Here is a 26,852-nt window from a genome sequence, read left to right on the forward strand (position 1 = left end):
CAACGGCGACAAGCTCACAGCCATACCCAGAACCCCGGGTCCGCCGATCTTACGAATGACCAGCTCGGACCCACACTTGGAAGGTAGGACAAGCTTAGGTCGTGTGTCGAAAGTCCCGTCAGCCTTCCGCCTCGGCGCTCTCCGCGAGGCCGAACACGGTCTCGCACGCGATACAGGTCACCCCGCCGAAGAGGTACAGCAGCCACCCGGCCACCTCGGTCTGCCCGGCCGCGAGGGCCATCGAGTGCAGCCGGGCGCCGATCCCGGTCAGCCCGGCGGGGTCGGCCGGGTGCAGCTCGGCCTCGCAGTCCTCGCGGTACTCCCCCACCATGACGACGGTGGTGTCCCCGCACTCCGGACAGCCGGCCTCGAACTCCTCGAGGAGCGGCTCCAGCTCCCGGGACCAGAAGGGGACGCCCTCGAAGGCGAGCAGGAACTGCACCAGATAGACATAGTTCTTCGGATCGTCGGCCGGCGCCTTCGCCAGGCACTCCCGGCCCACCACCAGCAGCTCCGCGATCTCACCCGCATAACGGGTCCGGTCCTCCGGGTCCGCCTCGGCGACGATGAACCCGGCCAGCGACACCGCGTCGTCCCTGCCGCCGGGAGCACGGCCCACGGCGATGTCGGTGAGAACCGGCAGGGCCGCGAAGCTCGCGCTGTAGACACTGCCCTGATGGCACAGCGACGACCAGAGCTCGTGCCAGACCTCCTTGTCCCCGGGGCCGCCGTCGAGCCGGGCGAAGAGGCCCGGGATGTCGTCAGCGGGCCCGTAGGCGTGCGAGAGCTTTGACCAGTCGGTCGTGGAGTGCGTCATGGCCCGGCATTGTGCACCGAGGGTGTGACATCACTGGGCCGACCGGTACACGTCCAGCCGCCCGCACATCCCGAACTTCCCGTACACAGACGGCTGTTCGGCCCGTACGACGGCGTCCGCGAGGTGGAAGACGTCGCCGTCCGCCAGCCGGTCCAGATGCTCCCCCGTGGCCTCGGCCGCCGCCCGCGCGCCACGCTCCCAGCGGTCACGCCACTCGGCGAGCCGGGGCCGTACGAGAGCCGCGGCCGCGCGGTGGAACGCGGCGAGCCCCTCGGGAGCCTCCCGCAGGGCACGGTAGCCCTCCAGGGCGAGATCGCGCCGCGCGCGGGCGATCCGGACCTGTTCCTCCTCGGGCGCGCCGGCCGGGACGACGGTCGCGGCCGCGTACGTCTCCGGGTCGGCCAGGTACTCCGGGGGCAGCGTGAGGACCGCGTCGCCCGCCTCCGGGAGGCCGCTGTTCTGCATCAGGACGGTGATGCGCAGGTCGCCCTCGTTGACCAGCCGGTGGACGGTGCCCGGCGTGAACCAGGCGACCGTACCGGGCGCGAGGGGCGTGACCTCGTACCCGGAGACCGTCAGGGTCTGCACCGCACCCCGGCCGCCCGTGACGACGTACCCCTCCGAACAGGCCAGGTGGAGATGGGGGGTTCCGCCGTGCAGACCGTCGGCCGCGGGCCAGTCGTACACGCACAGACGCGAGACGGCGACCCCGCCGGGGAGGCCCTGGTACGCGGTCACCAGGGGTGCGCCTTCAGGTACGAGGCGATCTCCTCCCGCCCCCAGGCGCCGTCGGCCACGACCACGCGGTAGCGGCGGGTGAGGGTGTCGCCCGGCGCGAGTTCCAGCTCGTCGAAGAAGGCCCAGGAGGGGGCGATGCCCGCCCAGGGCTCGTTGCGGACGAACCAGTGGGCGGGGTGGGCTCCCCCGGCGCCGGAGTGGTCGTTCTCGGGCGCGTGCTCGACGACCACGGTGGCGAACCCGTCGGTGCCGTCGTGCTCGCCGGAGACCGCGAGCCAGCTGCTCTGCGAGGCCATCAGTTCCGGGCCCTCGCCTTCGGGGCCGATGATCCGGCCGTCGCGGAAGGCGCGCGGGCCGCGCCAGAACAGGCCGGTGTAGCCCGCCAGTTCACGTCCGGCGGTGGTCGGGCTGCCGAAGCGCAGCGGCTCGTCGCGCCGGTTGGTGACGGCGGTCGTCCAGGTCAGCGCCCAGGAACCGGACTCCCGGTCGAGGTCGCGCACCTCGATCCGACGGGTCTCCTCGGCCCACAGCTCGCCGCCGTACGGATGCCAGGTCAGCCGCTCGGCGACGACCGCACCCCCGCCGTCCGCGGAGACCTCGTCGAAGCCGACGTGGGCCATCGAGCCGACCCGTTCGGGGATCGCGAGGTACCCCTCCCCGTGGACGTAGGAGTTGCCGCCCCACAGGTTCGCGCCCGAGAGGTGGGACGCGGTGAGGGACAGGCCCTTGTGCCAGCGGTGGTCGTTGGGGCGGTAGTCGGTGACGACATCGCCCTTGAGCGTCCGCATCGGGTGGATGTACGGCTTCGGCGCCTCCCAGGCCGCCTCCGGCCGGTAGACGTAGGCGAGCAGTTCGACACCGGTGGCCGGATCGGTCACCGTGATGCGGTCGCCGTGAGCGTGCACGAGACGCAGGGCCGTCGTCATGCGGGCACCTCCACGTCCGCCGGGACGGTGCCCGGCGCCCAGCCGGGGGCGCCGCCGTGCAGGGCGGTGTAGTACGGGTCACCGGGGCCGATCTCCCCGCGCCTGACCGTCGTGTCGGTGAACGCCGACTTGTACAGCGCGGTGACCAGCTCCAGGCTGGTGCGCCCGTCGGCACCGCTGCTGCGCGGCCGCTCACCGGCGCGCATGCTGGCGACCAGCTCGCGCAGCTGCGCGAGGTGCGAACTGGGCACGTCCGGACCGAAGTCCTGCCAGGCGGCCACCTCGTCACCGCCCGTGTCGGGGGCCGGGGTGATGCGCCAGTTGGCGTTCGAATGGCCGTAGAGGTGGGTGAGCTCGACCGTGGCGCGCTCGCAGTCGATACGGATACGGCTGACCTCGTCGGGACTGAGGACGCTGTTGACGATCGTCGCCATCGCGCCGCTGTCGAAGCGGAGCAGGGCGGTGGACACGTCCTCCGTCTCGACGTCGTGGACGAGCCGGCCGGCCATGGCCCGCACCTCGCTCCACGGCCCGAGCAGGTCGAGGAGGAGGTCCATCTGGTGGATCCCGTGGCCCATCGCGGGACCGCCGCCCTCGGTCTCCCAGCGGCCCCGCCAGGGCACGGCGTAGTAGGCGCCGTCCCGGTACCAGGTGGTCTGGCAGTGCGCGACCAGCGGCCGGCCGAGAGCCCCCGCGTCGAGCAGCCGCCGGACGTGCCGGGTGCCGGAGCCGAAGCGGTGCTGGAAGACGATCGACGCGTAGGGCCCGCCCCCGGTCCCCTCCTCCGCCTCCACGGCGTCGTAGTCGGCGAGGGTCGGCACCGGCGGCTTCTCGCACCACACCCAGGCGCCGGCCCGCAGCGCGGCCACGCTCTGCTCGCGGTGCAGGGTCGGCGGGGTGCAGATGGTCACCAGGTCGGGGCGCTGCTCCGCGAGCATCCGCTCCAGGTCGGTGTAGGGGTGCGGAACCCCGCCTTCCGCGCAGAACGCCTCGACCGCCGCGGCATCGATGTCAACGGCCGCGACCACCTCGGTCTCCCCCTCGGCGGCGAGCTGCTGGAGGGCGGGCAGATGGGAACCGCGCCCAATCGCACCGGTACCGATGACGGCCGCCCGGATGCGACGGCCGTCGAGGGGCGCGAGGGAGGGTGCGGACGGCTCGGACGGAGCGGATGGGGACATGGGCGTGATCAGCACTCCTCTTGAAACCGGCAGCAAGCGCTTTCCGCTCGGCAGCAAAAGTATGCGGCGGCCGGGCGCCGGTCAACCATCCGGTTGCGACCGACGAACGAGGTCACAGGCCACCCACGGAACCGCCACGACGGACCCGGGCCGGGGCCACGCCCCCGCGAGCGGGCTGCCGCCCGGGAGCGGACCCTGCGAACGGGCCGCCGCCGGGACGAGAACCCCGCGAACGGGCGCCCGCCGGTGGGGAACCGCGCGAACGCGCCGCCGGGAGGAATCCGCGCCCTGAGAGAGCCGCCGCCCGGGACCCGGCCCGCGAGCAGCCCACCGCCGCTGACCGCCCCTCCGCTTGAGGCCCACCGCCCATGACCGGCCCCGCGACGGCCGGTCCGCCCCGGGGGCCACCCCCTGCGACAGGTCCGCCACCGGGGACCCGGCCCGCGAGCAGCCCACCGCCAAGAGCAACCAGCAAGGAGCAACCAGAGCGGCCCGACGCCGCGGAGAGCGCGTCGGGACCGACGCCGAGACGCGGACCCCACGCGGCCGTTGAGCGGCCCGCCCCGGGGGAGACCCCGCTCGGAGAGAGGGCCGTGCCTGCGGATCCGACCCCGCGAAAGGCCCGCCGCCCAGGACCGGACCCTGTGGCGGGCCTGTCCGCGGGGACCGCTACCCTTCCTTCACACACCCTCTTGATCACGCGCGTTAGGCGGGCCGCCGACCGCGTGCCCCGCACCGATCGGCACTTGGACTCCATAACCTCATGTCTTGGTTTGAATCCCTCATCCTCGGACTCGTCCAGGGGCTGACCGAGTTCCTTCCCGTCTCCTCCAGCGCGCATCTGCGGCTGACCGCGGCCTTCTCGGGCTGGAAGGACCCGGGGGCCGCGTTCACCGCGATCACCCAGATCGGCACGGAGACAGCGGTGCTGATCTACTTCCGCAAGGACATCGGGCGGATCATCGCGGCCTGGTCGAAGTCGCTCTACAACAAGGAGATGCGCAAGGACCACGACGCCCAGATGGGCTGGCTGGTGATCGTGGGCTCGATTCCGATCGGAGTGCTGGGGCTCACACTCAAGGACCAGATCGAGGGCCCGTTCCGCGACCTGCGGATCACCGCGACCATGCTCGTCGTGATCGGTGTCGTCATAGGCATCGCCGACCGGCTGGCGGCACGCGACGAGACGGGCGGGAAGCACCGCGCACCCAAGCAGCGCAAGAAGCTGGAGAACCTGGGCGTCAGGGACGGCCTGATCTTCGGTCTCTGCCAGGCCTGCGCCCTCATCCCCGGCGTCTCCCGCTCGGGCGCGACGATCAGCGGCGGCCTGTTCATGGGCTACAAGCGCGAGGCCGCGGCCCGTTACTCGTTCCTCCTCGCCATTCCCGCGGTCCTGGCCTCCGGGATCTTCGAGACGAAGGACGCGCTGGAGGGCGGCCATGTGGACTGGCCGCCGACGCTCTTCGCGACGGTGATCGCGTTCGTGTCCGGGTACGCCGTCATCGCATGGTTCATGAAGTTCATCAGCACCAAGTCCTTCATGCCGTTCGTCTACTACCGCGTCGCCCTCGGCGTCGTGATCATCGCCCTCGTCGCGACGGGCGCCCTGAGCCCGCACGCCGCGGAGTCGGCGGGCTGATCCCGCGAGCCGTCCAGCGACGGCGATCCCGGCGGGGACGTGGGCTTCCTCGACCACGTCCAACTCCACGACGGTGGACCGACGCCGAACTCTCCTGGCTCTCCGCCCAATTGATCGATCAACCGTGACCAAGCCCATAGCGGAGCGCGTAGCGGGTCGGTAGCGCAGTGTCAGTCTCTGCGCCTAGGCTTGGGCCATGTCCCCCGATTCCCATACTCCTGGTTCCGTGCTGTCCGCCGCCGAGTTAAACGACCGGATACGGTCGTTGTGGCTGCGCGCCGGCGGCTCCCTGTCGGCCCAGGAGCGGGCGGAGTACGAGCTGTTGGTGGTCGAGTGGGCCGCGGCGATCCGCGGCGACGTGGTCACGGCGGCCTGAGCCCGCGCGGTTCGGATGCGGATGCGGAACTCCGGCTCCTGATGGGCCGGTTGTCGGACCGGCTTCCCGTTCATGGGGAACAGCCCCACCGCCCTGCACCGTGGACGGCACCGGATGTCCCGATCTCGTGGCACGCCCCTTGGCTGTGGGGCCGTCATGCCCAACACTCGGGCCCATGACGCAGCGTGTGGAGCTCGCCACCGTGATGGACCGGCTGGCCGTCGACGGTCTGGTCACCGACTACGCGGCCGCCGTCGACGACGGCGACTGGGCGGCGTACCGAGACCTGTTCACGCCGGACGGGCGGGCGGACTACCGCTCGGCCGGAGGGATCGAGGGGGATGTGGGGAACGTCTGCGCGTGGCTCGCGCAGAGCCTGGGCCTGTTCTCCATGCGGCAGCACCTCATCGTCAACCGCCAGGTGCGGTTCGGGGTGTTGGAGCAGGACGACGGGGACACCGCGCAGGTCCGGGCCGACTACGTCAACCCGATGCGGTTCGCCACGAGCGACGGTGACCACCCCGACTTCGTGTGCGGCGGCCGGTATGCCTTCGCGCTGCTGCGGACACACGACGGATGGCGGCTGCGCGAGGTGGTCGTGGAGGAGAAGTGGCGCCGGCTGCCGGGATGATCCGAAAGTCGCCCTGTCGGAGATCGTCCACGGGGCGCACACTTGAGGCATCACCGGGTTGGGAGGTGCTGCGTGAAGACGTTCGGCCACTGGCTCGGCTCCCCCTGGCTCAGCTCCCCCTGGCGACGCTCGGCCCTCGCCGCCTCGGCGGGCGCGCTGCCCGTCCTCGCCTTCCCGGCACCGGCGTTGTGGTGGTGGGCGTACGGCGCCCTCGTCCCCTGGATACTGCTGGCCCGCTCCGCCCCTACGGGAAAGCGGGCGGCCTACGACGGCTGGTGCGGCGGCTTCGGCTTCATGCTGGCGATGCACCACTGGCTGCTGCCGAGCCTGAATGTGTTCACCCTGGTCATCGCCGCGCTCCTCGGTGCGCTGTGGGCGCCCTGGGGGTGGCTCGCGCGGCGCCTCCTGTCCGCGGGAGACGGCGGCTCGCCGCCCACCCGCGGGCAGGTCCTCGGCGCGCTCCTCGTGCTGCCCTCCGCCTGGCTCGCCGTCGAACTGGTCCGTTCCTGGCAGGGGTTGGGCGGTCCGTGGGGCATGCTCGGGGCCAGTCAGTGGCAGGTGGAGCCCGCGCTGCGGCTCGCCTCGGTGGGCGGGGTGTGGCTGCTGAGCTTCCTGGTGGTGGCGGTGAACGTGGCCGTCGCCGTCCTCGTCTCCGTCCCGGCGTCCCGGGTGCCGGCCGTCGCAGGGCTCGTCGCGACCGCGGCCACCGCCTCGGCGGCCTGGGCGTGGGCGCCGCGCCCCGACCCCGACGGTCGGGCCCGGATCGCCGTCGTGCAGGCGGGTGTCGTGGACGGCGTCGACGCCCGGTTCGACCGTGAGGCGCAGCTGACCCGGCGGCTGGCCGGGCAGGACGTCGACCTGATCGTCTGGGGCGAGAGCAGTGTCGGGTACGACCTCGTGGAGCGGCCCGATCTGGCCGGCCGAATCGCCGAGCTGTCCCGCGTCACGGGGGCCGACATCCTGGTCAACGTCGACGCCCGCCGCTCCGACCGGCCCGGGATCTACAAGAGTTCGATCCTGGTCGGCGCGGACGGCCCCACCGGCGACCGGTACGACAAGATGCGGCTGGTGCCGTTCGGCGAGTACATACCGGCCCGTTCCCTCCTCGGCTGGGCCACCTCCGTCGGCAAGGCGGCCGGCGAGGACCGGCGGCGCGGCACCGAGCAGGTCGTGATGAAGGCCGCGCCGGGGCTGCGGATCGGCCCGATGATCTGCTTCGAGACGGCCTTCCCCGACATGAGCCGGCATCTCGCCGAGGACGGCGCGGACCTGCTGGTCGCCCAGTCCTCGACCTCCTCCTTCCAGCACAGCTGGGCGCCCGCGCAGCACGCCTCGCTGGGCGCGCTGCGCGCCGCGGAGACCGGGCGGTCGTTCGTGCACTCCACGCTCACCGGCGTCTCCGCCGTCTACGACGCGAGCGGCCGGCGGATCGGCCCCCGGCTGGGCACGGACGCGAGCACCACCGCCGTCTACGACGTCCCGCTCGCCGACGGCATCACCCCCTACGTCCGCTACGGCGACTGGCCGGTCGACGTGGCCCTGCTGGTGCTGATCGCGCTGGGCCTGACGGAGGGGGCGCGGGCGGTCAGGCTGCGCCGGAGCGCTCCCGTACCGCTCGGACCACCTGCTCGCACAGTTCATGGGTCGCCAGCGCGTCCCGGGCGCTGAGCACCTTTCCCGCCCGCACGGCGTCCAGGAAGGCGAGGACCGCCTGCTCTATGCCGCGCTGCCGGGCCACCGGCACCCAGTCGCCGCGCCTGCGCACGGTCGGCTGGCCCTTGTGGTCGATCACCTCGGCGAGGTTCACGACCTGACGCTTGGTGTCCTGCCCGGAGACCTCGAGGATCTCCTCGTTGGAACCGCTGAGGCGGTTCATCACACCGAGCGCGGTGAAGCCGTCCCCGGAGAGCTGGAGGACGACGTGGTGCAGCAGCCCGTCCTCGACGCGGGCCCGCACCGTCACGTCGTCGACCGGGGCGGGCGCCAGGAAGCGCAGGGTGTCGACGACGTGGATGAAGTCGTCGAGGATCATGGCGCGCGGCTCCTCGGGCAGCCCGATCCGGTTCTTCTGCATGAGGATCAGCTCGCGCGGATGGTCGGCGCACTGTGCGTAGCCGGGGGCGAAGCGCCGGTTGAAGCCGACGGCCAGGGACACGCCCCGCTCCTCCGCGAGCGTCACCAGCCGCTCGGAGTCGGCGAGCCGGTAGGCCAGCGGTTTGTCGACGTACGTCGGGACGCCCGCGGCCAGCAGCCGGGCGACGATCTCGGGGTGGGCGCCGGTGGGCGCGTGCACGAAGGCCGCGTCGAGGTCTGCGGCAAGGAGTGCGTCCAGGTCGCGGTGGCGCTGCCCGGCGGGCAGGCGCAGGCCGTCGGCGACCCGGTCGAGGGTGGCGGGCGTCCGGGTCTGGAGGTGCAGCTCGAGCCCGGGCAGCGCGCCCAGTACCGGCAGGTACGCCTTCTGCGCGATGTCACCGAGTCCGATGCAGCCGACCTTCACGGGCGCTCCCTCACCTGGTACCGCGGGCCTCCACCGCAGCATACGGGGGGTGTGGCGGCCGCCAGTCGGCGATCCCGTCGAAGCTCCGCAGGAACAGGGCGGGCCCGGCCGCCGCCAGCGCGGCGATCAGGGTGTTCCGTACGGCGACGGCGACCGGGTTCGTGGCCAGGACGAGGTGCGCCGTCCGCACCGCCTTGCGCGCCACGGCGGTCGTACGGGGCAGGCGGGCCGCCGTGTAGGCCGGGAGGCCGGCGCAGTGGTACGCCAGGACGACGGCGTCCTCGATGGCCTGGTTGCCGCCCTGGCCGAGGGTGGGGGGCATGGCGTGCGCGGCGTCTCCGAGGAGGGCGACGCGGCCGCGGTGGAGGGCGGGCAGGGGCTCGGCGAGGTGGTGCACGTCGTGCCGCAGGACGTCCTCGGGGCGGACGGCGGCGAGGATCTCCGGGACGGGCCGGTGCCAGTCGCCGTAGCGGCGCAGGAGTTCGGTGCGCTCGTCGGGGACGTGTTTCCCCTCGGGCGCGAGGGCGGCGGCGTACGCGTACACCCGGCCGTCCTTGAGCGGGTGCGAGCCCCAGATACGGCCCCTCCCCCAGGTCTCGTGGGAGGCGAACGCCACACCGGGCAGCGGGATCACGACCCGCCAGGTGGTGAAGCCGGAGTACACCGGGCCCGGGTGATCCGGGAAGAGGGTGCGGCGTACGGCGGAGTGGATGCCGTCGGCCGCGACCACGAGGTGGGCCTCCAGCTCGCCGCCGGGGACGCTCACCCGGGCCGGGCGGTCGGTGTCGCCCGGGTCGGCGAGGGCGGCGGGCGTACCGGTGCGCACGGTGTCCGGCGGGAGCAGCGCGGCCAGGGTGGCGACGAGGGTGGCCCGGTGCAGCAGGACCAGCGGCCCGCCGAAGCGGGCGGCGACCGCGTCCGCGTCGGTCCGGGACAGCCAGCGGCCCCGCGGGGTTCGCAGGCCTCCGTCTCCCTGCCAGGCCGCGAGGTCGCGGATCTCCTCGCCGGCGCCGATGACGTCCAGGGCGCGCAGGGAGTTCGGAGCGAGCGAGATGGCGGCGCCGACCGGGGCGAGGGTGGCGGCCCGCTCCAGGACCGTGACCTGCCAGCCGCGCTGGTGCAGTGCCACGGCGGCGGTGAGTCCGCCGATCCCGCCGCCGACCACGACCGCCACGCGTGACTTCGCCATGACACGCCCCTCACTACAGATGTAGTAGACCGTCTCCGGCCGACGATACTACGGCTGTAGTCCAGGCGGTAGGTTGAGCTCATGTCCGTACGCACCACCGCACCCGGCTCCCCCGGCCCCTCGCGCGGCGAGCTCGTCGCCGACGCCGCCCTCGCCCTGCTCGCCGAGCGCGGGATGCGCGGGCTGACCCACCGGGCGGTGGACGAGGCCGCGGGGCTGGCACAGGGCTCGACCTCCAATCTCGCCCGTACCCGCGAGGCGCTCCTCGGCCTGGCCGTACGGCGGCTCGCCGAACGGGAGGCGCGGGTGCTGGCGCTGGACGAGATGCCGGACCCGGCGGGCGGCCTCGACACACTTGCCGGGGCCCTGGCCCTGGCGGTCCACCGCTCCCTGACCGGCCACCGCGAGCTGCTCGTCGCCCGCTACGAACTCGCCCTGGAGGCGACCCGGCGCCCCGGGCTGCGCGCCTTCTACGACGCGACCGGCGCCGTCTTCCGCGACCGGCTGACGGCGCTGGCCGCCGCGGCGGGCTCGCCGGACCCGGCCCGGCACGCACTGTCGCTGGTGGCCTGGGCGGACGGGCTGATGTTCGCCTGCGTGGCCGGGTCCTTCAGCGCCCGGACACCGGACCTGGACGAGGTGCGCACGGGACTGCGGGAGTTGCTCGCCGGGATGCTGGGCCGCTGAAACCCCCGCGGAAGGGCCCCGCGGAAAAACCCGTGGCCGCGGCAGGCGGGTTCGGCCATCATGCGGGGATGACGACGCAGCGCGCCGAACCCGCCCAGAACGCCGACGAACGCACGATGCTGGAAGGCTGGCTGGACTACCACCGCAAGACGCTCGAGTGGAAGTGCGAGGGCCTCACCGACGACCAGCTGCGGACGGCCGCGGTGCCGCCGTCCGAGCTGTCCCTGCTGGGGCTGGTGCGGCACATGGCGGAGGTGGAGCGCGGCTGGTTCCGCAAGGTGCTCGCGGGTGAAGACCCCGCGCCCCTGTATTTCAGCGAGGCCGACCCCGACGGCGAGTTCCACCTCACCGAGGAGGACACCTGGGAGGAGGCGTACGCCACCTGGCAGGCCGAGATCGAGGCCGCCCGGCAGCACGCCGCCGACGTCGCGCTGGACGACCTGTCCAAGGGCAGTAGCCGGTTCACCGAGGAGCCGTTCAGCCTGCGGTGGATATACACGCACATGATCGAGGAGTACGCCCGTCACAACGGTCACGCCGACCTGCTGCGCGAGCGGATCGACGGCGCGACGGGCGACTGACGTCAGCTCCGGCGGCCAGGCTCCCCCCTTAAGGGGCATGCGATCACCCGTGGGGACCATTCTTCGCCTGTCCGCGGCCCGCACGGGGTGCCGGAGCCGCCAGAGTTGCGCGGGTGCATCGAACGACGACTACCGCGACGCTCCTGCTCACCATGGCCCTCTCGGCCCTCTCCGGATGCGTGACCGTCCAGCGCCCGCCCGTGCCCGGGCCGCCGGCCGCCGTGCCGTCGCCGGCGTCCGGTCCCCGGCCGGAGGGACAGGCCGAGCTCCAGGTGGTGCAGGCGCCGGCCCGTGAGGCACTGGAGATGGTCGGTACGCCGCGCACCGGGGAGGCGACGACCCTGAGGAAGCGGCGGCAGCCTCCCGCGGCCGCCGCCCCGGCCGAGCGGCCGCCCTCGTCCCGCACCCACCCAAGGCGGCAGCACACCCACCCCTGGCCGGCCCACTCGCAGCCGCGCCGGCATCACCGGCCGCCCGTCGAGATTCCGGAGGTCGCGGCGGAGGTCCGCCGGGACACCGATGTCTGCGCGCTCGGCAGGCAGTACGGCGCCTGGCGGTCCGACAGCCCGCAGTCGGTGATCTGCGAACAGACGTACGGCCGTAGGTAGAGATCCCCCCTCGGACGAGGGGGGATTCCCCGTCAGTCCCCCGGGCCCGGCACGCCCAACCGCAGCTCCATCCTGCTGATCGCCGCCCGGACACCGTCCCCGTAGCTGTCGTCCCCCAGCGCCGCGGCCGCGCCGCGAGCCCTGCGGACATGGGTGCGGGCGGCCTCCGGGCGGCCGAGCCGGGCGTAGTCGGCCGCCAGGTTCAGGTGCAGCGAGGGGTACATGGCCTTGACCTCGAGCGACCCCTCCTGCTCCTCCGCGGCCGTCAGCGCCCGCAGATCCCAGGCCAGCTCGTCGAACGGGTCGTCCTGGGTGTCGGCCAGGTAGTGCGCCAGGGTGCAGCGGTGCAGCGGGTCGCCGTCCTCCCCGAGCTCCGTCCACAGGTCGAGGAATCTGCGCCGGGCCTCCTCGCGGTCTCCCCCGTGGTGCAGCATCACGACCTGCCCGATGCGTGTCAGCACGGCGTCCGGCGCCGTCCGTCCCTGTCGCTCCGCCACAGCGCCTCCTCGTGTCCTCGGGACGACGCTAGCCGCACCCACCGGCAATCCCGCTCAGGCACCACCGGGCTCCGGTGTCACAGGCTCTGGGCCAGGTTCGGGATCGTCCAGTCGACCGGGTCGTGGCCCTGCCGGGCCACGGCCTCGTTGATCTGGGTGAACGGGCGGGAGCCGAAGAACTTCTTCGCCGACAGCGGGGAGGGGTGCGCGCCCTTGACCACGATGTGCCGGGTCTCGTCGATCAGCGGGAGCTTCTTCTGCGCGTAGTTGCCCCACAGGACGAAGACGGCCGGGTCGGGCCGGTCGGCCACGGCGCGGATCACCGCGTCCGTGAACCTCTCCCAGCCCTTGGCCTTGTGCGAGTTCGCCTCCCCGGAGCGGACCGTGAGGACCGCGTTGAGCAGCAGGACACCCTGCTGGGCCCACGGCATCAGATAGCCGTTGTCGGGGATCGGCGTGCCCAGCTCCTCGTGCATCTCCTTGTAGATGTTGCGCAGCGACGGCGGGATCTTCACGCCGGGCCGCACCGAGAAGCACAGGCCGTGGCCCTGGCCCTCGCCGTGGTACGGGTCCTGGCCGAGGACCAGGACCTTCACCCGCTCGTACGGCGTCGCGTCGAGCGCCGCGAACACCTCCTCGCGCGGCGGGTAGACCGGGCCCTTCGCCCGCTCCTCCTCGACGAACTCGGTCAGCTCCTTGAAGTAGGGCTGCTGCAGCTCGTCGCCCAGGACCCCGCGCCAGGACTGGGGCAGCATGGCGATGTCGGTCACGTCAACGTCCTTTGTCGTACGGTCGCTTCCAGACCACAGAACCTACAGGCGACCACTGACATCGGACCCGCCGGACCGCCGGACCGGCCCGCTACCAGCTGGTCTTCCGGGACAGCTCCCACATCATCATGATCGTGGAGGGGTCGAGGGAGCGCTCCGCACCGGAGATGTCCTCGTTGCCGGCGAGGTACTGCTTGCCCTGCCACAGCGGCAGCAGCCGGGCGTCGTTGACCAGGATCTGCTGGGCCTCCTCGAACTCCTTCACCACGTTGGCCCGGTCGCTCTCCTGGCGGGAGCGGGGCAGCAGCACCTGGGTGATCTGCTTTTCCGGGTAGGGCGTGCCGAGGGCGTTCTGTTCGCCGACGAAGGGGGCGATGAAGTTGTCGGGGTCCGGGAAGTCGGGCGCCCAGCCACGGCCGAACACCGGGTACTCGCCCTTCTCGTAGCCCTTCACGTAGGTGTTCCACGGACGGCTCTTGAGGGTGACCTTGAACAGGCCGGAGGCGTCGAGCTGGCGCTTGAGCTCCTTGAACTCCAGCGCGGTGTCGGAGCCGTAGCGGTCGGTGGTGTACCAGAGGGTGAGGGGGACGGTCTCGGTGATGCCGGCCGCGCGGAGGATCGCGCGGGCCTTCTTGGCGTCGGGCTTGCCGAAGTCGTCGAAGAAGCCGGTGGTGTGCCCGGTCAGGCCCGAGGGGACCATGGAGTACAGCGGGTCGACGGTGTCCTGGTAGACCTGGTGGGCGATCGCGTCCCGGTCGACGACCTGGGCGACGGCCCGGCGCACTGCGAGCTTGTTGGACCACTCGTCCTTGGGGTTGAACACCAGGTAGTTGATGTTGCTGCCGGCGCCCTCGATGAGCTGCAGCCCCTCGTTCTCGCTGCTCTTGGTGTCCAGGTTGACGATGTCGTCGGCGGCGAGGCCCTGGTAGGTGAGGTCGATGTCGCCGCCGCGCAGCGCCTTGACCATCTCGGTGGAGTCCTGGAAGTAGCGGATGGTCACCGCGTCGTTCTTGCGGTCGGCGAAGCCCTTGTAGTTGTCGCTGCGTACGAGTTCGGCCTGCTTGCCCTCGGTGTAGGACGCCAGCCGGTAGGGGCCGGAGCCGACGATTCCGGAGTCCTTGCGCAGGGCGGTCGCCGGGTAGTCGTCGGGGTCGACGATGGACATGCCCGGGGTGGCGAGCACGAACGGGAAGGTCGCGTCGGACTCGTTGAGGTTGAAGGTGACGTCGCGGTCACCCCGCACCGTGACGCTGTCCAGGCTGCCGAGCAGCCCGGCGGGTCCGGTGATCGCGTCGATCGCCTTGATCCGGTCTATGGAGTACTTCACGGCCTTCGCGTCGAGCGTGTCGCCGTTGGAGAACTTCAGGCCGGCGCGCAGCTTGCAGTGGTAGGTGCGGCTGGTGTTGTCCGTGAACTGGCAATTCTCGGCGGCGTCCGGCTCGGGCGAGGTCGCGCCGGTGGGGTAGGAGAGCAGCGTCTGGTAGACGTTGCGGAACAGCTCCCAGGAGCCGTCCCAGGCCGCCGCGGGGTCCAGGGTGCTGGGTGCGCTGGTGGTGCCCACGACGATCGGACCGGCGTCGTCGGAGCTCTCGCCGCTCAGCAGACCGCATCCGCTCACCAGGGACAGGGACACGATCGCAGCCACCTGCTGCACAGATCGGTTCCGGTTGAACACGCGCACGCTCCTCGGTAAAGCCCTGCCAAGAGTGGCCAGACCATACCGCAGGGCCGGGAAGGCTCAACCGGTGAGGGGAAAGCGTTATTGATCAGGGAGAATCGTGACGACGTTGTCATGCCCCGGTGTGAGGTCCCGAGTCGACACGGGCGCCGATTCCGTCAAGGAACAGGCGCCCGTGGCGATGGAAGGTGAGACTCAGCCCACACCGGCGTTGAGGAAGATCCCGCCGTCGACGACGAGCGTCTGACCGGTGATCCAGTCCGACTGCTCGGAGGTCAGGAACGCCGCGGTGCCGCCGATGTCGGAGGGCACACCGAGCCGGCCCAGGGGGTAGGCGGCGGCCGCCTCCGCCTCCCGGCCCTCGTAGAGCGCCTTGGCGAACTGGGTCTTCACCACGGCCGGAGCGATCGCGTTGACCCGGACGCGGGGCGCGTACTCGTGCGCCAGCTGCTGGGTCAGGTTGATCATCGCGGCCTTGCTGATGCCGTACGCGCCGATGAAGGGCGAGGCCGACAGGCCCGCGACGGACGCGATGTTGACGATCGCGCCGCCGTTGTCCTTCTGCCAGGCGTGCCAGGTCTTCTGGGCGAAGCCGAGGGCGGAGACCACGTTGGTCTCGAAGACCTTGCGGGCCACCTCCAGGTCGAGGTCGGCGATCGGACCGAAGACCGGGTTGGTGCCGGCGTTGTTGACGAGGTAGTCGATGCGGCCGAAGGCCTCCATCGTGCGCTCGACGGCCGCCGTCTGGTGCGCGAGGTCGTGCGCCTTGCCCGCGACCCCGATGACCCGGTCGGCGCCGAGCTTGTCGACGGCCTCCTTCAGCGCGTCCTCGCTGCGGCCGGTGATGCAGACGCGGTCGCCGCGGGCGAGCAGCGCCTCGGCGACGCCGTAGCCGATGCCTCGGCTGGCGCCCGTGACGAGGGCGACCTTGCCGGAGAGTTCCACAGTCATGTTCGTGATCCCCAGGGGTCGTTAGTCGAGCGGTCCGCCGGCCACGTACAGCACCTGGCCGGAGACGAATCCGGCGGCCTCACCCGTGAAGAAGGCGATCGCGTTGGCGATGTCGTCGGGCTCGCCCACGCGCGCCACGGGGATCTGGGTCGCGGCGGCGGCCTTGAACTCCTCGAAGCCCATGCCGACGCGCTGGGCGGTCGCGGCGGTCATGTCGGTGGCGATGAAGCCGGGGGCGACGGCGTTGGCGGTGATGCCGAACTTGCCGAGCTCGATGGCGAGGGTCTTGGTGAAGCCCTGCAGACCGGCCTTGGCGGCGGAGTAGTTGGCCTGGCCGCGGTTGCCGAGCGCGGAGGACGAGGAGAGGTTGACGATCCGGCCGAAGCCCGCGTCCACCATGTGCTTCTGGACGGCCTTGGCCATCAGGAACGAGCCGCGCAGGTGCACGTTCAGGACGGTGTCCCAGTCGGAGACGCTCATCTTGAACAGCAGGTTGTCGCGGAGCACGCCCGCGTTGTTGACGAGGATGGTCGGCGCGCCGAGCTCTTCGACGACGCGCGCGACGGCGGCCGCGACCTGGGCCTCGTCGGAGACGTCCGCGCCGATCGCGACGGCCTTGCCGCCGGCCGCGGTGATCTTCTCGACGGTGTCCTTGCAGGCGGTCTCGTCGAGGTCGATCACGGCGACCGCGCGGCCCTCGGCCGCCAGTCGTACGGCGGTCGCGGCTCCGATACCGCGCGCGGCACCGGTGACCACGGCTACCCGCTGCTCAGTGGTGGACATTGCTGCTTCTCCTCGCCCTCGAGAAAGTACGGCGCCCTTGAGGAAGTGCGGCCCGTCTGGTGAATGGCCCGCCTGGTGAGCGACCGCTTAGTACCTTCGGCAGACGTGACGCTAGAAGCCCTGGCACCCGGTGTCAACGCCACACGGCGCCGGTGTGATCCATTACCTCACCAGAAGGCCCAGCAACCGCTCGGTCTCGGCTGCCGGGTCGGCGGTGAGGCCGGTGTGCACGGGTCCCGGCTGCACCGCCGCCGAACGCGGGGCGACCAGCCAGCGGAAGCGCCGCCCGGGGTCGTCGCCCGCCGCCTGTCCCGCCGCCGCCCCGCCGCCGCACACGCGTTCGACGGCCGACAGTGCCGCCCTGATCCCGGCCACGTCGGCGTCCGGGTCGAGGGCGAGCAGCCGCGCCTCGTCGAGATGGGTCCGGGCCCCGACATAGGCCTGGGCCCGGCAGTAGACGAGCACGCCGGCGTTGATGCACTCGCCGCGCTCGACCCGCGGGACGACCCTCAGCAGCGCGTACTCGAAGACGTCCCGCTCGCCGCCCTGGCCGGCCCGGGTGATGTGACGCTCGACCACATGGCCGGCCATGTGGATGTGGTGCCGGCTCACCTGCCCTCCCCGATACCGGTGATGCGGTCGGCGATGACGGCCGCCCTGGCGAGCAGGGGCCGCGCATAGGCCCGCCTCAGGTCGTCCGGGGTGTCGAAGCCGGGTTCGTCCGCGAGCCACACGTCGGGGATCTCCGCGGTGACCTCGGCGAGCAGGTCGGCGGTGACCAGCGGGGCGAGTCGCGCCGCCGCGGCCGCGAGGTCCGGCGCGAAGGTCGCGAGGGCGTGGTCGGAGGCGTTGTAGGGGCGGGCCGCCGAGGTCTCGGCGGTGGGCCAGTTGTGCTGCCAGATCATGGTGGCGCCGTGGTCGATGAGCCATGTCCCGCCCTGCCGGCGCAGCAGGTTGGGGTTGCGCCAGGAGCGGTCGACGTTGTTCACGAGCGCGTCGAACCAGACGATCCGGCCGGCCTCCTCCGGGCTCACCGGGAAGGCCAGCGGGTCGAACCCGAGGGCTCCGGAGAGGAAGTCCATGCCCAGGTTGGTGCCGCCGCTGGACCTGAGCAGTTCCTGCACCTGCGGGTCGGGTTCGCCGAGTCCGAGCACCGGGTCGAGGTCCACGGCCACCAGGCGGGGCACCCGGAAGCCGAGCCGACAGGCGAGTTCGCCGCAGACGACCTCGGCGACGAGTGTCTTGCGTCCCTGTCCCGCGCCGGTGAACTTCATGACGTAGATCCCGAAGTCGTCGGCCTCGACGAGCCCCGGCAGCGAGCCGCCCTCGCGCAACGGCGTGATGTAGCGGGTGGCGGTGACTTCCTTGAGCATCGCCCCAGGTTACCGGGGCGGCCGGCGGCACGGCCGACAGCTTCGCGACAGCTCTGGCTTACGCGGCCCCGACCTCGAACCCGTCAATATCTCGACACTGTCCGGACTTGGCGCGGGCGCTGAACAAGGGGCGCCCGGCGACCGTACCTCTCGGCAGATCCACGCACCCCCCTGGAAGGGAACCTCAGCATCATGAGCAGCGCATCGATCAATCCCGCGTCGGGACCCGCCCGCCGTACCGTCGTGGCGGCCGCCGGAGCCGCGGGCCTCGCTGTCGCGCTGACCGCGTGCGGAGGGTCCGACGACGACTCCTCGAGCTCGTCGGCCTCGTCCGGCGGTTCGTCGGGCTCCACGGGTTCCACCGAGGCCGCGAGCACCGGCGGCACGGGCGGCGGGGACAGCGCGGCCGGCTCGGCGCTCACCACGACCGCCGACATCCCCGAGGGCGGCGGCAAGATCTTCGACACCCAGAAGGTGGTCGTCACCCAGCCGAAGGCGGGCACGTACAAGGCGTTCTCGGCCGTGTGCACCCACCAGGGCTGCGCGGTGAAGACCATCGCCGACGGGGTCATCAACTGCCCCTGCCACAACAGCAACTTCTCGGTGGAGGACGGCAGCGTGAAGAGCGGTCCGGCGACGTCGCCCCTGCCCGAAGTGAAGATCACCGTCAGCGGCGACTCGATCACGCTGGCCTGACTCCCGGCCGCCGGAAACCCGCCAGCACCTCGTCCGTGGTCGCGACCGTGGCGACCAACGCGAGGGTGTGGCGGATCATCGCGGGGGTGTAGTCGGCAGGCACCCCCGCGATGGCGTCCGACGGCACGACCACCGCGTAGCCCCGGTTGACGGCGTCGAAGACGGTGTTCGGGATCGCGACGTTGGCCGAGACCCCGGTCACGACCAGGGTGCGGCAGCCGAGGTTGCGCAGCAGGGCGTCGACCTCGGTGCCCTGGACGGGTGACAGTCCGTGCAGCCGCCGGACGACGAGATCCTGTGCGGCGATGTCGATGGGGGGTGCGACGCGGGTCGCTTCGGTGCCGATGAGCTGCTGGACGGGCAGCCGCTCGGCGGCGTGGAAGAGGCGGGCGTTGCGGTTGGCGCCCCGGCCGTCGGGGCGGCGCTCGGCGACGGCGTGCAGCACCTGGATCCCGCTGTCACGGGCGGCGGTCACCAGTCGGGCCACATTGGCAAGGGCACCCGACTCCCTTGCTTCCCGGGCGAGTTGGGGCAGGGCGGCACCCGGTCCGACGACACCCTGCTGGCACTCCACCGTGATCAGGGCGGTGGTGGCGGGGTCGAGGAGGGCGTTGAGCTCTTCGGACGACGGCACGGCTCCCCCTGGTGTCGAGAACCTTGCTATTCTGACACGCTTTTCTGACGGAGCGTCAGAAACTGGGTACTGGAGAATCAGTACACGGGAAGCAGCGGGCAAGATAAGAAGACAAGAGAAGAAGAGGGGGCCGGATGACCGTCACGCAGCGTCGGGGCCGGAAGATCATGATGACGCCGGGTGAACTGGACGCGTTCCTCACCACCCAGCGCACCTGCCGGGTGGCGACCGTGTCCGCCGAGGGCACGCCGCACGTCAGCGCCCTGTGGTTCCTGTGGGATGGCAGCGCACTGTGGCTGTACTCGGTCGTGCGCAGCAAGCGCTGGACACAGTTGCGCCGTGATCCGCGGGTCGCGATCGTGGTCGACACGGGCGAGGAGTACGAGTCGCTGCGGGGCGTCGAGCTGTCCGGCGCCGTGGAGTTCGTGGGCGAGGCACCGCGCACCGGGGAGCTCTGCGCCGAACTCGACGCCGTGGAGACGCTGTTCGCGCGCAAGAACTTCGGCCTGGACTCGATGCCGCACGACGGGCGGCACGCCTGGGTGCGCCTGACGCCCGAGAAGATCGTCTCCTGGGACTTCCGCAAGCTGGGAGATCAGTGACGTGAACCGCGGCGGGGCCCACGGTGCGCCGGCGTGCGCGGGTCGGACCGGGCCCCGCTACCCGTAGCTCCTGACCGGTGAGGGCCCCACCGCGGAAGCCACCGCCTCCGCCAGGGCCCCGACCTCGGCCTCGGCCAGCGTCGACACGGTGATCCGGATCGCGGGCGGGGCCCCGATCCGGAAGCGGGCCCCGGGTGCGACCGCCCAGCCGGCGTGCAGCAGGCGCGCCACGGCCCCGGTCTCGTCCGGCACCGGCACCCACACGTTCATCCCACTGCGCCCCCGCCCGACGATCCCCCGCCCGGCCAGCGCGGCGATCAGTGCCTCACGCCGCGCCCGGTACGCCCCGGCCACCGCCGGCCCGTCCACCGCGCCGTCGGCCCACAGCCGCACCACGGCGCGCTGGGTCAGCAGACTCACCCATCCCGGTCCCAGCCGCTGCCTCCCCCGCACCCGGTCGACCGTCACCTCGTCCCCGGTCAGCACGGCCAGCCGCAGATCGGGGCCGTACGCCTTGGCGACCGAGCGGACGAACGCCCAGTGCCGGGTGACTCCCGCCAGCGGGTGCAGCGGCAGATCGACGATGCCGTGCCCGTGGTCGTCCTCGATCAGCAGGGTGCCGGGGTGGTCGGCGAGTACGGCGCGCAACGCACGCGCGCGTGCGGCGCTCACGGACGCGCCCGTGGGGTTCTGCGCGCGGTCGGTGACGACCACGGCGCTCGCCCCGCCCTCCAGCGCGGCGCGCAGGTCCCCGGGCAGCGGCCCTTCGTCGTCGACGCCGACCGGGACCGTGCGCAGCCCGAGCGCCGGCACCAGGTCGAGGGTGCGCCCCCAGCCGGGGTCCTCCACCGCGACGCCGTCGCCCGGCCTGAGGTGCGCCGCGAGGACGCGTTCGACGGCGTCCAGGGAGCCGGAGGCCACGGTGAGCGGCCCGGCGGGCACGCCGTCGGCGTCCAGCCCGGCGCGGGCGAGCCGGGCCAGTTCGGGGTCCACGGGGTCGGCGCCGTACAGGACCGGCTCCCGGTCGGCCCGTCCGGCGGCCGCCGCGAACGCGCCCGCGAGCGGGGGCAGCAGGGCAGGGTCGGGGTTGCCGTCGGAGAGGTCGCGCACCCCCTCGGGCACGTCGACGCGCACCTTCTCACGGCCGGTGGTCGCCGGTTTGGGGCGCACCCGGCTGCCCCGGCGCCCGTGTGTCTCGATCACCCCGCGCTCGCGCAGGGTGCGGTACGCGGCCGCGACGGTGTTCGGGTTCACCCCGAGCGTGATCGCCAACTCTCGCATGGGGGGCAGCAGTTGACCCGGCTCCAGGGCGCCCTCGCCCACCGCGCGCTCGATGCTCGCGGAAATGTCCGCTGCACGCCTGCCACTGATCCGATATTCTCCTAGCACAAAGCCAATTATGCACTAGTGCAATGGAGACCGCCAATGGCCGCCCTGCCCGGGACCACCCAGCCGACCACGCCGACCACCGCATACACCGCGACCGACCGCACGATCCCCACCCGCGCCGCGCACAAGGCCTCCTACGACAAGGATCTGGTGCACGCGATACTCGACGAGGGCTACGTCTGCCACCTCGGCTTCGTCCGTGACGGCGCCCCGGTCGTCCTGCCGACGCTCTACGCCCGGGTCGGCGAGACCCTCTACGTGCACGGTTCGACGGGCTCGCGCCCGCTGCGGATGACGGGCCTGACCGACCCCGGACTGCCGGTCTGCCTGACGGTGACGCACGTCGACGGCCTGGTCCTGGCCCGCTCGGCCTTCCACCACTCGATCAACTACCGCTCGGTCGTGGTGCACGGCCTCGCGTACGACGTCACGGACCCCGAGGAGAAGCGCGCCGCGCTCGACGCCGTGGTCGACCACGTCGTCCCCGGCCGTGCCGCCGACTCCCGCCCCGCGAACAAGAAGGAACTCGCGGCGACCGCGGTGGTCCGCCTCGATCTGAAGGAGGTCTCCGCCAAGACCCGCACCGGCGGCGTGAACGACGAACCCGAGGACCTCGGCCTCCCCCACTGGGCAGGCGTGCTCCCGCTGCGCAGGAGCTACGGCGCCCCGCTCCCGGAGGCCGACCTCGCCCCCGGCACGGAGATCCCGGACTACCTCGCGGCGCTGTGATCCGCCCGCCGCTCAGGCGGTGGCCTCCCGCGTGTCCCGGGTCCCGTGGGTCTCGTGGGTCTCGTGGTCCCGCGGTTCCCGCTCCGGGCCGCCCCCGGCCACCGGCGCCGGGGCGGCCCTCGCCGGTGTGGACGACTGGGCGATGAAGGCGCCGAGGAGCACCACGGCACCGCCGGCGATCTGCGGGACCGAGAGGTGCTCGCCGAGCAGCACCCACGCCAGCACGGTCGCGATGACCGCCTCCAGACACGCCACGACCCCCGCGACCGGCGGGGAGAGCCGGCGCACGGAGACCACCCCGGTGACATAGGCGACCACCGTGGCGATCAGCACGATCCAGGCGAGCAGCAGCCAGACCGGGACCTCGGTGCCGTTCATCCCCGCGGTGCGCGTCAGCACGGACCAGTCCAGGTCCCACGGGCGGGCCACGGCCGTCAGCACCAAGGCGCCCACCAGCAGGCCGAAGGCGATGACACCCAGCGGGTCGGGGGCGTCGGCGCCGGAGTCGCCACCCTGGTCGGACAGGACGAAGTAGCCGACCTGGCAGCAGGCGGCGGCCAGCGCGAGGGCGAGGCCGAGGGCGTCGAAGCCCAGCCCCGACCAGATCTCGACGACACAGGCGAGCCCGCCCACCGCCGACACCACACCGACCGTCGCGGCCCGGGTCACCGGCCGCCTCTGCACGAACCGCACCCAGCCGAGCACCAGGGCGGGCGCGAGGTACTCCACGAGCAGCGCCACCCCGACCGGGATCCGGGAGATCGAGGCGAAATAGAAGGCCTGCACCCCGGCCACGCCGAGCAGCCCGAACCCGGCGAGCAGCGCGGGGCGGCGGCGCAGCAGCGCGCGGTGGCGGACGGCGAGCGGCAGCATCACCAGGGCGGCGCCGGTCACCCGCAGCCACACCACGTGCAGCGGGTCGAGCCCGGCCTCGATCAGCGGCTTGGCCGCGACCCCCGATCCGCCGAAGGCGATCGCCGACCCGGCCGCCAGAGCGAGCCCGATGCCCTTGCCGCGGTTGCCCTGACTGCTCACAGACGTACGCACCGGCACATGATGACAGGCGACGACATGACCGTCACCCCCGTTGACACCTGTCTCAACGAGTGGACGATGGCCGCCCGGGGTGCGTCCGGGGTGCGGTCGCGGTCAGTAGGCGGCTTCGATCCGCCCCCGCAGCTCGTACACGTCGACGCCGACATGGGTGAGCACCTCGACGGCGCGCGCCTCGGGGTCCGCGACGATCGCGGCGAGCAGGTCGGTCCCGCCGGCCGGCCCGCGGCCGCGCCGCCCGGCCCGGGCTCGCGCGTCCTCCAGCGCCGCGGCGGCGAGTGGCGAGAACCCCTCAACCGCCGTCACCACGGGCAGTGCCCCGGAGTCCTCGACCGCGCTCTGCCAGCGCAGGCCGTAGCCGATGCTGCGCTGGACGAGATAGCCGAGCAGCCGGGCGGACTGGGGTGTGCCGTCGAAGACGGACCGGACCCGGGGGTCGTGCTCAAGGAGCGAGTGCAGGAGGTGGGCGGTGTCGATCTGCCGGTCGCCGTCCCGGACCGCTCGCCGGCGGGCGGCGGCGAGCGCCGCCGCGGCCTCGACATCGAGCCCGCGGTGGTCGTCCGTCCGGTGCGCCGCCTGGTCACGCGTCGACTGCCGGGGGATACGGGGTTGCACATCCCCCACCTCATCAGTCCCGGCCGGACGGGTCATCGGCGGAGGGAAGCATCTTCGCGTCCCACGCGGAGCGGACACCGGAGGACGGAATCTCCTCCTTACGGATGAGATCAGGCCACACCCTGCCGTGGGGCGCGGGGCATGAGCACGCGGCGGAATGTCTGACGGTTCATCAGTATTGAATGTTGGCGGCCTTGGAGCTACTTTCCGCGACGACACAGGACGACGCAGCCGGAGTTGCCCGACACGAAGAGGTGGTCGCATGGCCGAAGTCAGCGCGGAGGCACGCATCCAGGCACCGGCCGAGAAGGTGTGGGCCAAGCTCACCGACTGGCCGGCCTACGGGGAGTGGAACGCGACCCACACCAACTTCCCGGCGGGCGGCCCCGAGAACCTCGAAGTCGGCGCGACCTTCCAGGAGAACATGAAGCTGATGGGCTTCCCGGCCGAGGTCGAGTGGACGGTCACCGAACTGGAGCCGGCGCGGGTGCTGCTCATCCGCGGCAAGGGCCCGATGGCGGTGTCCGTCGCCACCCGCTACACCCTCACCCCCGACGGCGACGCCACGACGGTCCGCATCGACGGCGAGTTCACCGGCGCGGCCGTGTCGCTGATGGCGGGCAAGCTCAAGGACTCGGGGACGGCGGCACTCAACGAGTCGCTGCGGAAGCTGGGCGGGCTGGTGGCCTGAACACCGCCTCCGGTACGGCACGCGAAGGCGCCCCGCGGACGGGTCCGCGGGGCGCCTCCCTGTCGTCGTCCGACCGCCGCCGGCCGTCAGTCCTCGTCGGCGAGGATCAGATACAGCTTCTTGCGGGCCTCGTTGATGACGGCCAGGGCCTTCTCGCGCTGTTCCTTGCTGCCGGTCTTCCAGACCTGCCCGAAGGCCTCCATCAGACCGAAGCCGGCCTGGCGGATCTCACCGAGAGCCTCCCAGTCGACCCCGCGCGAGGCCTCCTCCCAGGGGGCGTCGGGACCCTCATCGGCCGCCGTGCGGCCCTCGTCGGTGAGCGCGAACAGCTTCTTGCCGCCCTCGCTCTCACTGCTGATCAGCCCCTCGTCCTCCAGGAGCTGGAGGGTCGGGTAGACCGAACCCGGGCTGGGCTTCCACGCCCCGCCGCTGCGCTCGGCGATCTCCTGGATCATCTCGTAGCCGTGCATCGGACGGTCCTTGAGCAGGGCCAGGATCGATGCCCGTACGTCACCGCGCCGCGCCCTTCCCCTCGGCCCGCCGCGCCCTCGCCCGCCCCAGGGGCCGGGACCGAAACCCGGGCCGCCCGGCCCGAAGCCGGGACCGCCGGGGCCGAACCCCGGACCACCCGGACCGAAGGGCCCGAAGGCCGCACGCCGTCCGTCCGGACCACCGAAGCCGCCGCGGCCGCGCCGGGGGCCGTCCTGACCATGTCCACGCTCGAATCCGTGGGTACGCATCGCAACCACTCCTTCTCTCTATCGTTGATCTGTCGCGATGCGTCAACGATATATCGGAACAGTTTCGCTTGGCAAGCCCCTCGGGAAGAGCCTTCTTGACCTGTCTCAGCGAAGGTTGCTCAGGTCTCACCGAAGCTGCTCAGATCCAGCTTCGTCTCAGCGAGGGTCGTGTCCCCGGTCGTGGTGTAGCCGATCACGGTCCGCCGCTTCCGCTGTGGAGCCGTCCGGTACGTGCCGCTGCCGGCCGTCGCGCGATCACCGCCGGTCCCGGACCGGCGAGCTTCAACAGGACCTCCGGCGAGGACGATTCGGGCCGCAACCTGGAGATTCCGTCAGCTTGATCGGCTACACCGCTCGGCGGGACGCCATCTCAGCGAGTGCGCTATCTCAGCTGTTCGTCTCAGTGAATCTGCTCTGTCGAGCGGTCCCGGGTGACGCAGTCTCAGGCCCGTTCCAGCACCTTGACCTGCGGATCCTTGTTGGGGTGACAGTGGTGACGCACTTTCCGCCCATTCCTCTGCTCCAGCCTTGCCCCTGTCTGGAAGCTCTGAGGGACGCGCTGATAGAACGCCGTCATGACGTACCGATTCACCGCCCGCGCCGCCAGAACCGAGATCGACCCCGACGGCTACTTCACTGAAGCAGCCCTTGCCGAGCGAGAGGACGGCAGCGGCTTCATCCTGATGTTCATGGCGGGAGAGGACGAGCCCGATGACCAGGAGATAGCTCTCGGGATGGACACGCACTGCCTGGTCACAGCTGGCCAGGGGACCGCATACGGCTGTGTGCGTGAAGCCGTTCTGACGGGCAATGTCCTCCATGTCTCACTGAACCCTGACGCCCTGGAAGAGCTGCGATTGGATGACAGCGAGATCGAGGCCGTCATCGAAGCACCGGCCGAAGACGTCGTCCAGTTCCGCGAAGTCCTTGCCCAGGTACTCAACTACGGGCGTGCGGACGCCGTGCCCAGCCGCCTCGCCGTCTGAGCCGATGTCCCCGCCGACTGCCCAGACATCAAGACGAAGATGAGGCCCTGTGCTCAGTTGCCGCCAACAGCGAGTTTGCGACGGCGGCGCTGGGCTTTCTCCCGGCAGTTCCTCGAGCACCATCGACGGGCTCGTCCGAACCTGTCCCTCTCGATGAGGTCCTGACAGTGCTCGCAGATCCGGATCCTGTAAGGAGCTGGGTCGAGTCCGCGGCGGGCTCGTTGACCGCAGAGATATGAGCACCAGCGTCGCTGGCCAGCACTCGGCGTCGCTTTCGGGAGTGGATCCTGGCAGAACTCACAGGTCTCGGCTGGCGAGCGGAGGAACTGTTCGAGCGAAGTGAGTCGACTCCAGCGGCGGACGTGCTGGCGGCAGGCTGCTGAGCACGTCTGGCGGTGCGATCGAGAGCCCGGGGGTAGAGGTTTTTCGCAGGCTATGCAGCGACGGTGTTCTTGGTGGGAAGGATCATCGTCGACGCTGGAAGCCATCGAGGAAGCGCGTCCCTGCTGGCGTTGGAGGTAGGCGGTGCGGCGATGAACAGAGCCGGTGGCGCTGCCCGATCTGGATCTTCATCGGCTTCTGGCAGATCCGGCAGGGCGCCGTGGTTTGCCGTCGGCGGTGGGCCCGGGTCCTGCAGCGCATGGAACAGAGGATCGCCCGCCGGCCGAAGGTATCGCTGGGCGGGATATCCGTGCCGCATTCCACGCATTTCTTCGTCTCGAGCGTTGTTCGCAGGAGGTCAGAATCACGACCGGTGATTGCTGCGAGGCGGGCCCACGACGGTTTGCCCCGGGG

The 26,852-nt window shown here is 71.7% G+C and carries 30 protein-coding genes; 12 read left to right on the forward strand and 18 right to left on the reverse strand.

Annotation, left to right across the window (positions count from 1 at the left end; all coding sequences use genetic code 11):
• Positions 1 to 118: 118 nt before the first annotated feature.
• From ABT057_RS40460 to ABT057_RS40475, 4 genes are read right to left on the reverse strand one after another with little or no spacing between them, the layout of a single operon-like run.
• Positions 119 to 817 (reverse strand): hypothetical protein, encoded by a 699-nt coding sequence (locus tag ABT057_RS40460; RefSeq protein ID WP_352348940.1) that lies wholly within the window; start codon positions 815 to 817, stop codon positions 119 to 121.
• 30 nt (positions 818 to 847) lie between these two features.
• Positions 848 to 1,555 carry a cupin domain-containing protein gene (locus ABT057_RS40465; protein ID WP_502974044.1) on the reverse strand — a complete coding sequence of 236 codons (708 nt, stop codon included), beginning with the start codon at positions 1,553 to 1,555 and terminating at the stop codon, positions 848 to 850.
• The gene (locus ABT057_RS40470) at positions 1,552 to 2,481 is read right to left on the reverse strand and encodes a DUF6807 domain-containing protein (RefSeq protein ID WP_352348941.1); all 930 of its coding nucleotides are present in this window, start codon (positions 2,479 to 2,481) and stop codon (positions 1,552 to 1,554) included. The genes ABT057_RS40465 and ABT057_RS40470 overlap by 4 nt, the downstream gene beginning before the upstream one ends.
• Positions 2,478 to 3,662 carry a Gfo/Idh/MocA family protein gene (locus ABT057_RS40475; protein ID WP_352348942.1) on the reverse strand — a complete coding sequence of 395 codons (1,185 nt, stop codon included), beginning with the start codon at positions 3,660 to 3,662 and terminating at the stop codon, positions 2,478 to 2,480. The genes ABT057_RS40470 and ABT057_RS40475 overlap by 4 nt, the downstream gene beginning before the upstream one ends.
• 763 nt (positions 3,663 to 4,425) lie before the next feature.
• Here ABT057_RS40475 and ABT057_RS40480 point away from each other — a divergent pair.
• The 4 genes from ABT057_RS40480 (at position 4,426) to lnt (ending at position 7,976) form a co-directional block, all read left to right on the forward strand.
• Positions 4,426 to 5,301: an undecaprenyl-diphosphate phosphatase gene (locus tag ABT057_RS40480; RefSeq protein WP_352348943.1), complete on the forward strand. Its 876-nt coding sequence runs from the start codon at positions 4,426 to 4,428 to the stop codon at positions 5,299 to 5,301.
• A 196-nt stretch (positions 5,302 to 5,497) separates the two neighbouring features.
• A complete protein-coding gene (locus tag ABT057_RS40485; protein WP_352348944.1) occupies positions 5,498 to 5,677 on the forward strand; it encodes a hypothetical protein in 180 nt (59 codons plus the stop codon).
• A 175-nt stretch (positions 5,678 to 5,852) separates the two neighbouring features.
• Complete coding sequence (locus tag ABT057_RS40490) at positions 5,853 to 6,308, forward strand: nuclear transport factor 2 family protein (RefSeq protein WP_352348945.1); 456 nt, start codon at positions 5,853 to 5,855, stop codon at positions 6,306 to 6,308.
• 72 nt (positions 6,309 to 6,380) lie between these two features.
• Positions 6,381 to 7,976 (forward strand): apolipoprotein N-acyltransferase, encoded by a 1,596-nt coding sequence (gene lnt, locus ABT057_RS40495; protein WP_352348946.1) that lies wholly within the window; start codon positions 6,381 to 6,383, stop codon positions 7,974 to 7,976.
• On the opposite strand, the gene ABT057_RS40500 is transcribed toward lnt, so the two are convergent.
• Both ABT057_RS40500 and ABT057_RS40505 read right to left on the reverse strand, forming a co-directional pair.
• Positions 7,894 to 8,805 carry a Gfo/Idh/MocA family protein gene (locus ABT057_RS40500; RefSeq protein WP_352348947.1) on the reverse strand — a complete coding sequence of 304 codons (912 nt, stop codon included), beginning with the start codon at positions 8,803 to 8,805 and terminating at the stop codon, positions 7,894 to 7,896. The genes lnt and ABT057_RS40500 overlap by 83 nt on opposite strands.
• 10 nt (positions 8,806 to 8,815) lie before the next feature.
• Positions 8,816 to 9,994, reverse strand: coding sequence for an FAD-dependent monooxygenase (locus ABT057_RS40505; RefSeq protein ID WP_352348948.1), 1,179 nt, complete (start codon positions 9,992 to 9,994; stop codon positions 8,816 to 8,818).
• Between the two features lie 81 nt (positions 9,995 to 10,075).
• Here ABT057_RS40505 and ABT057_RS40510 point away from each other — a divergent pair, with 81 nt between their 5' ends.
• The 3 genes from ABT057_RS40510 (at position 10,076) to ABT057_RS40520 (ending at position 11,870) form a co-directional block, all read left to right on the forward strand.
• Positions 10,076 to 10,681 carry a TetR/AcrR family transcriptional regulator gene (locus ABT057_RS40510; RefSeq protein ID WP_352348949.1) on the forward strand — a complete coding sequence of 202 codons (606 nt, stop codon included), beginning with the start codon at positions 10,076 to 10,078 and terminating at the stop codon, positions 10,679 to 10,681.
• Positions 10,682 to 10,749: 68 nt separating this feature from the next.
• On the forward strand, positions 10,750 to 11,262 hold the full coding sequence (locus tag ABT057_RS40515) for a DinB family protein (RefSeq protein WP_352348950.1): 513 nt from the start codon (positions 10,750 to 10,752) through the stop codon (positions 11,260 to 11,262).
• A gap of 113 nt (positions 11,263 to 11,375) precedes the next feature.
• Positions 11,376 to 11,870 (forward strand): hypothetical protein, encoded by a 495-nt coding sequence (locus tag ABT057_RS40520; protein ID WP_352348951.1) that lies wholly within the window; start codon positions 11,376 to 11,378, stop codon positions 11,868 to 11,870.
• 32 nt (positions 11,871 to 11,902) lie between these two features.
• On the opposite strand, the gene ABT057_RS40525 is transcribed toward ABT057_RS40520, so the two are convergent.
• From ABT057_RS40525 to ABT057_RS40555, 7 genes are all read right to left on the reverse strand, one after another.
• A complete protein-coding gene (locus ABT057_RS40525; protein ID WP_352348952.1) occupies positions 11,903 to 12,367 on the reverse strand; it encodes a hypothetical protein in 465 nt (154 codons plus the stop codon).
• Between the two features lie 77 nt (positions 12,368 to 12,444).
• Complete coding sequence (gene ung / locus ABT057_RS40530) at positions 12,445 to 13,137, reverse strand: uracil-DNA glycosylase (protein WP_352348953.1); 693 nt, start codon at positions 13,135 to 13,137, stop codon at positions 12,445 to 12,447.
• Between the two features lie 91 nt (positions 13,138 to 13,228).
• Positions 13,229 to 14,812, reverse strand: a complete 1,584-nt coding sequence (locus ABT057_RS40535; protein WP_352348954.1) for an ABC transporter substrate-binding protein — start codon at positions 14,810 to 14,812, stop codon at positions 13,229 to 13,231.
• A 198-nt stretch (positions 14,813 to 15,010) separates the two neighbouring features.
• The gene (locus ABT057_RS40540; protein WP_352348955.1) at positions 15,011 to 15,766 is read right to left on the reverse strand and encodes an SDR family oxidoreductase; all 756 of its coding nucleotides are present in this window, start codon (positions 15,764 to 15,766) and stop codon (positions 15,011 to 15,013) included.
• 21 nt (positions 15,767 to 15,787) lie between these two features.
• Positions 15,788 to 16,549, reverse strand: a complete 762-nt coding sequence (fabG, locus tag ABT057_RS40545; protein WP_352348956.1) for a 3-oxoacyl-ACP reductase FabG — start codon at positions 16,547 to 16,549, stop codon at positions 15,788 to 15,790.
• Between the two features lie 162 nt (positions 16,550 to 16,711).
• Complete coding sequence (locus tag ABT057_RS40550; protein ID WP_352348957.1) at positions 16,712 to 17,161, reverse strand: DUF3037 domain-containing protein; 450 nt, start codon at positions 17,159 to 17,161, stop codon at positions 16,712 to 16,714.
• Positions 17,158 to 17,922 (reverse strand): HipA family kinase, encoded by a 765-nt coding sequence (locus tag ABT057_RS40555; protein ID WP_352348958.1) that lies wholly within the window; start codon positions 17,920 to 17,922, stop codon positions 17,158 to 17,160. Before ABT057_RS40555 ends, ABT057_RS40550 begins: the two co-directional genes overlap by 4 nt.
• Positions 17,923 to 18,114: 192 nt before the next feature.
• On the opposite strand from ABT057_RS40555, the gene ABT057_RS40560 reads away from it, so the two are divergent.
• Complete coding sequence (locus tag ABT057_RS40560) at positions 18,115 to 18,618, forward strand: Rieske (2Fe-2S) protein (RefSeq protein ID WP_352348959.1); 504 nt, start codon at positions 18,115 to 18,117, stop codon at positions 18,616 to 18,618.
• Here the strand turns inward: ABT057_RS40560 and ABT057_RS40565 are convergent.
• Positions 18,605 to 19,252, reverse strand: coding sequence for a cysteine hydrolase family protein (locus ABT057_RS40565; protein ID WP_352348960.1), 648 nt, complete (start codon positions 19,250 to 19,252; stop codon positions 18,605 to 18,607). The genes ABT057_RS40560 and ABT057_RS40565 overlap by 14 nt on opposite strands.
• 134 nt (positions 19,253 to 19,386) lie before the next feature.
• On the opposite strand from ABT057_RS40565, the gene ABT057_RS40570 reads away from it, so the two are divergent.
• Entirely contained in the window at positions 19,387 to 19,854 is a 468-nt protein-coding gene (locus tag ABT057_RS40570) for a pyridoxamine 5'-phosphate oxidase family protein (protein WP_352348961.1), read from the forward strand.
• A gap of 57 nt (positions 19,855 to 19,911) precedes the next feature.
• Here the strand turns inward: ABT057_RS40570 and ABT057_RS40575 are convergent, their stop codons facing one another.
• Entirely contained in the window at positions 19,912 to 21,243 is a 1,332-nt protein-coding gene (locus ABT057_RS40575) for an aminotransferase class I/II-fold pyridoxal phosphate-dependent enzyme (RefSeq protein WP_352348962.1), read from the reverse strand.
• Between the two features lie 45 nt (positions 21,244 to 21,288).
• Between ABT057_RS40575 and ABT057_RS40580 the strand changes: the two genes are divergently transcribed.
• Positions 21,289 to 21,972, forward strand: coding sequence for a pyridoxamine 5'-phosphate oxidase family protein (locus ABT057_RS40580; protein ID WP_502974047.1), 684 nt, complete (start codon positions 21,289 to 21,291; stop codon positions 21,970 to 21,972).
• Positions 21,973 to 21,984: 12 nt separating this feature from the next.
• Here ABT057_RS40580 and ABT057_RS40585 read toward each other — a convergent pair whose 3' ends face one another.
• Together ABT057_RS40585 and ABT057_RS40590 are read right to left on the reverse strand one after the other, a co-directional pair.
• Entirely contained in the window at positions 21,985 to 23,025 is a 1,041-nt protein-coding gene (locus tag ABT057_RS40585) for an EamA family transporter (protein WP_352348964.1), read from the reverse strand.
• 96 nt (positions 23,026 to 23,121) lie between these two features.
• Entirely contained in the window at positions 23,122 to 23,640 is a 519-nt protein-coding gene (locus ABT057_RS40590) for a Clp protease N-terminal domain-containing protein (RefSeq protein ID WP_352348965.1), read from the reverse strand.
• 262 nt (positions 23,641 to 23,902) lie between these two features.
• On the opposite strand from ABT057_RS40590, the gene ABT057_RS40595 reads away from it, so the two are divergent.
• The gene (locus ABT057_RS40595) at positions 23,903 to 24,331 is read left to right on the forward strand and encodes a type II toxin-antitoxin system Rv0910 family toxin (RefSeq protein WP_352348966.1); all 429 of its coding nucleotides are present in this window, start codon (positions 23,903 to 23,905) and stop codon (positions 24,329 to 24,331) included.
• Positions 24,332 to 24,417: 86 nt separating this feature from the next.
• Here ABT057_RS40595 and ABT057_RS40600 read toward each other — a convergent pair whose 3' ends face one another.
• Entirely contained in the window at positions 24,418 to 25,071 is a 654-nt protein-coding gene (locus tag ABT057_RS40600) for a PadR family transcriptional regulator (RefSeq protein ID WP_352348967.1), read from the reverse strand.
• Between the two features lie 575 nt (positions 25,072 to 25,646).
• On the opposite strand from ABT057_RS40600, the gene ABT057_RS40605 reads away from it, so the two are divergent.
• On the forward strand, positions 25,647 to 26,057 hold the full coding sequence (locus tag ABT057_RS40605) for an Imm10 family immunity protein (RefSeq protein ID WP_352348968.1): 411 nt from the start codon (positions 25,647 to 25,649) through the stop codon (positions 26,055 to 26,057).
• Positions 26,058 to 26,852 lie beyond the last annotated feature (795 nt).

This window comes from Streptomyces sp. NPDC002588 (genome assembly GCF_040295925.1).
Taxonomy (GTDB): domain Bacteria; phylum Actinomycetota; class Actinomycetes; order Streptomycetales; family Streptomycetaceae; genus Streptomyces.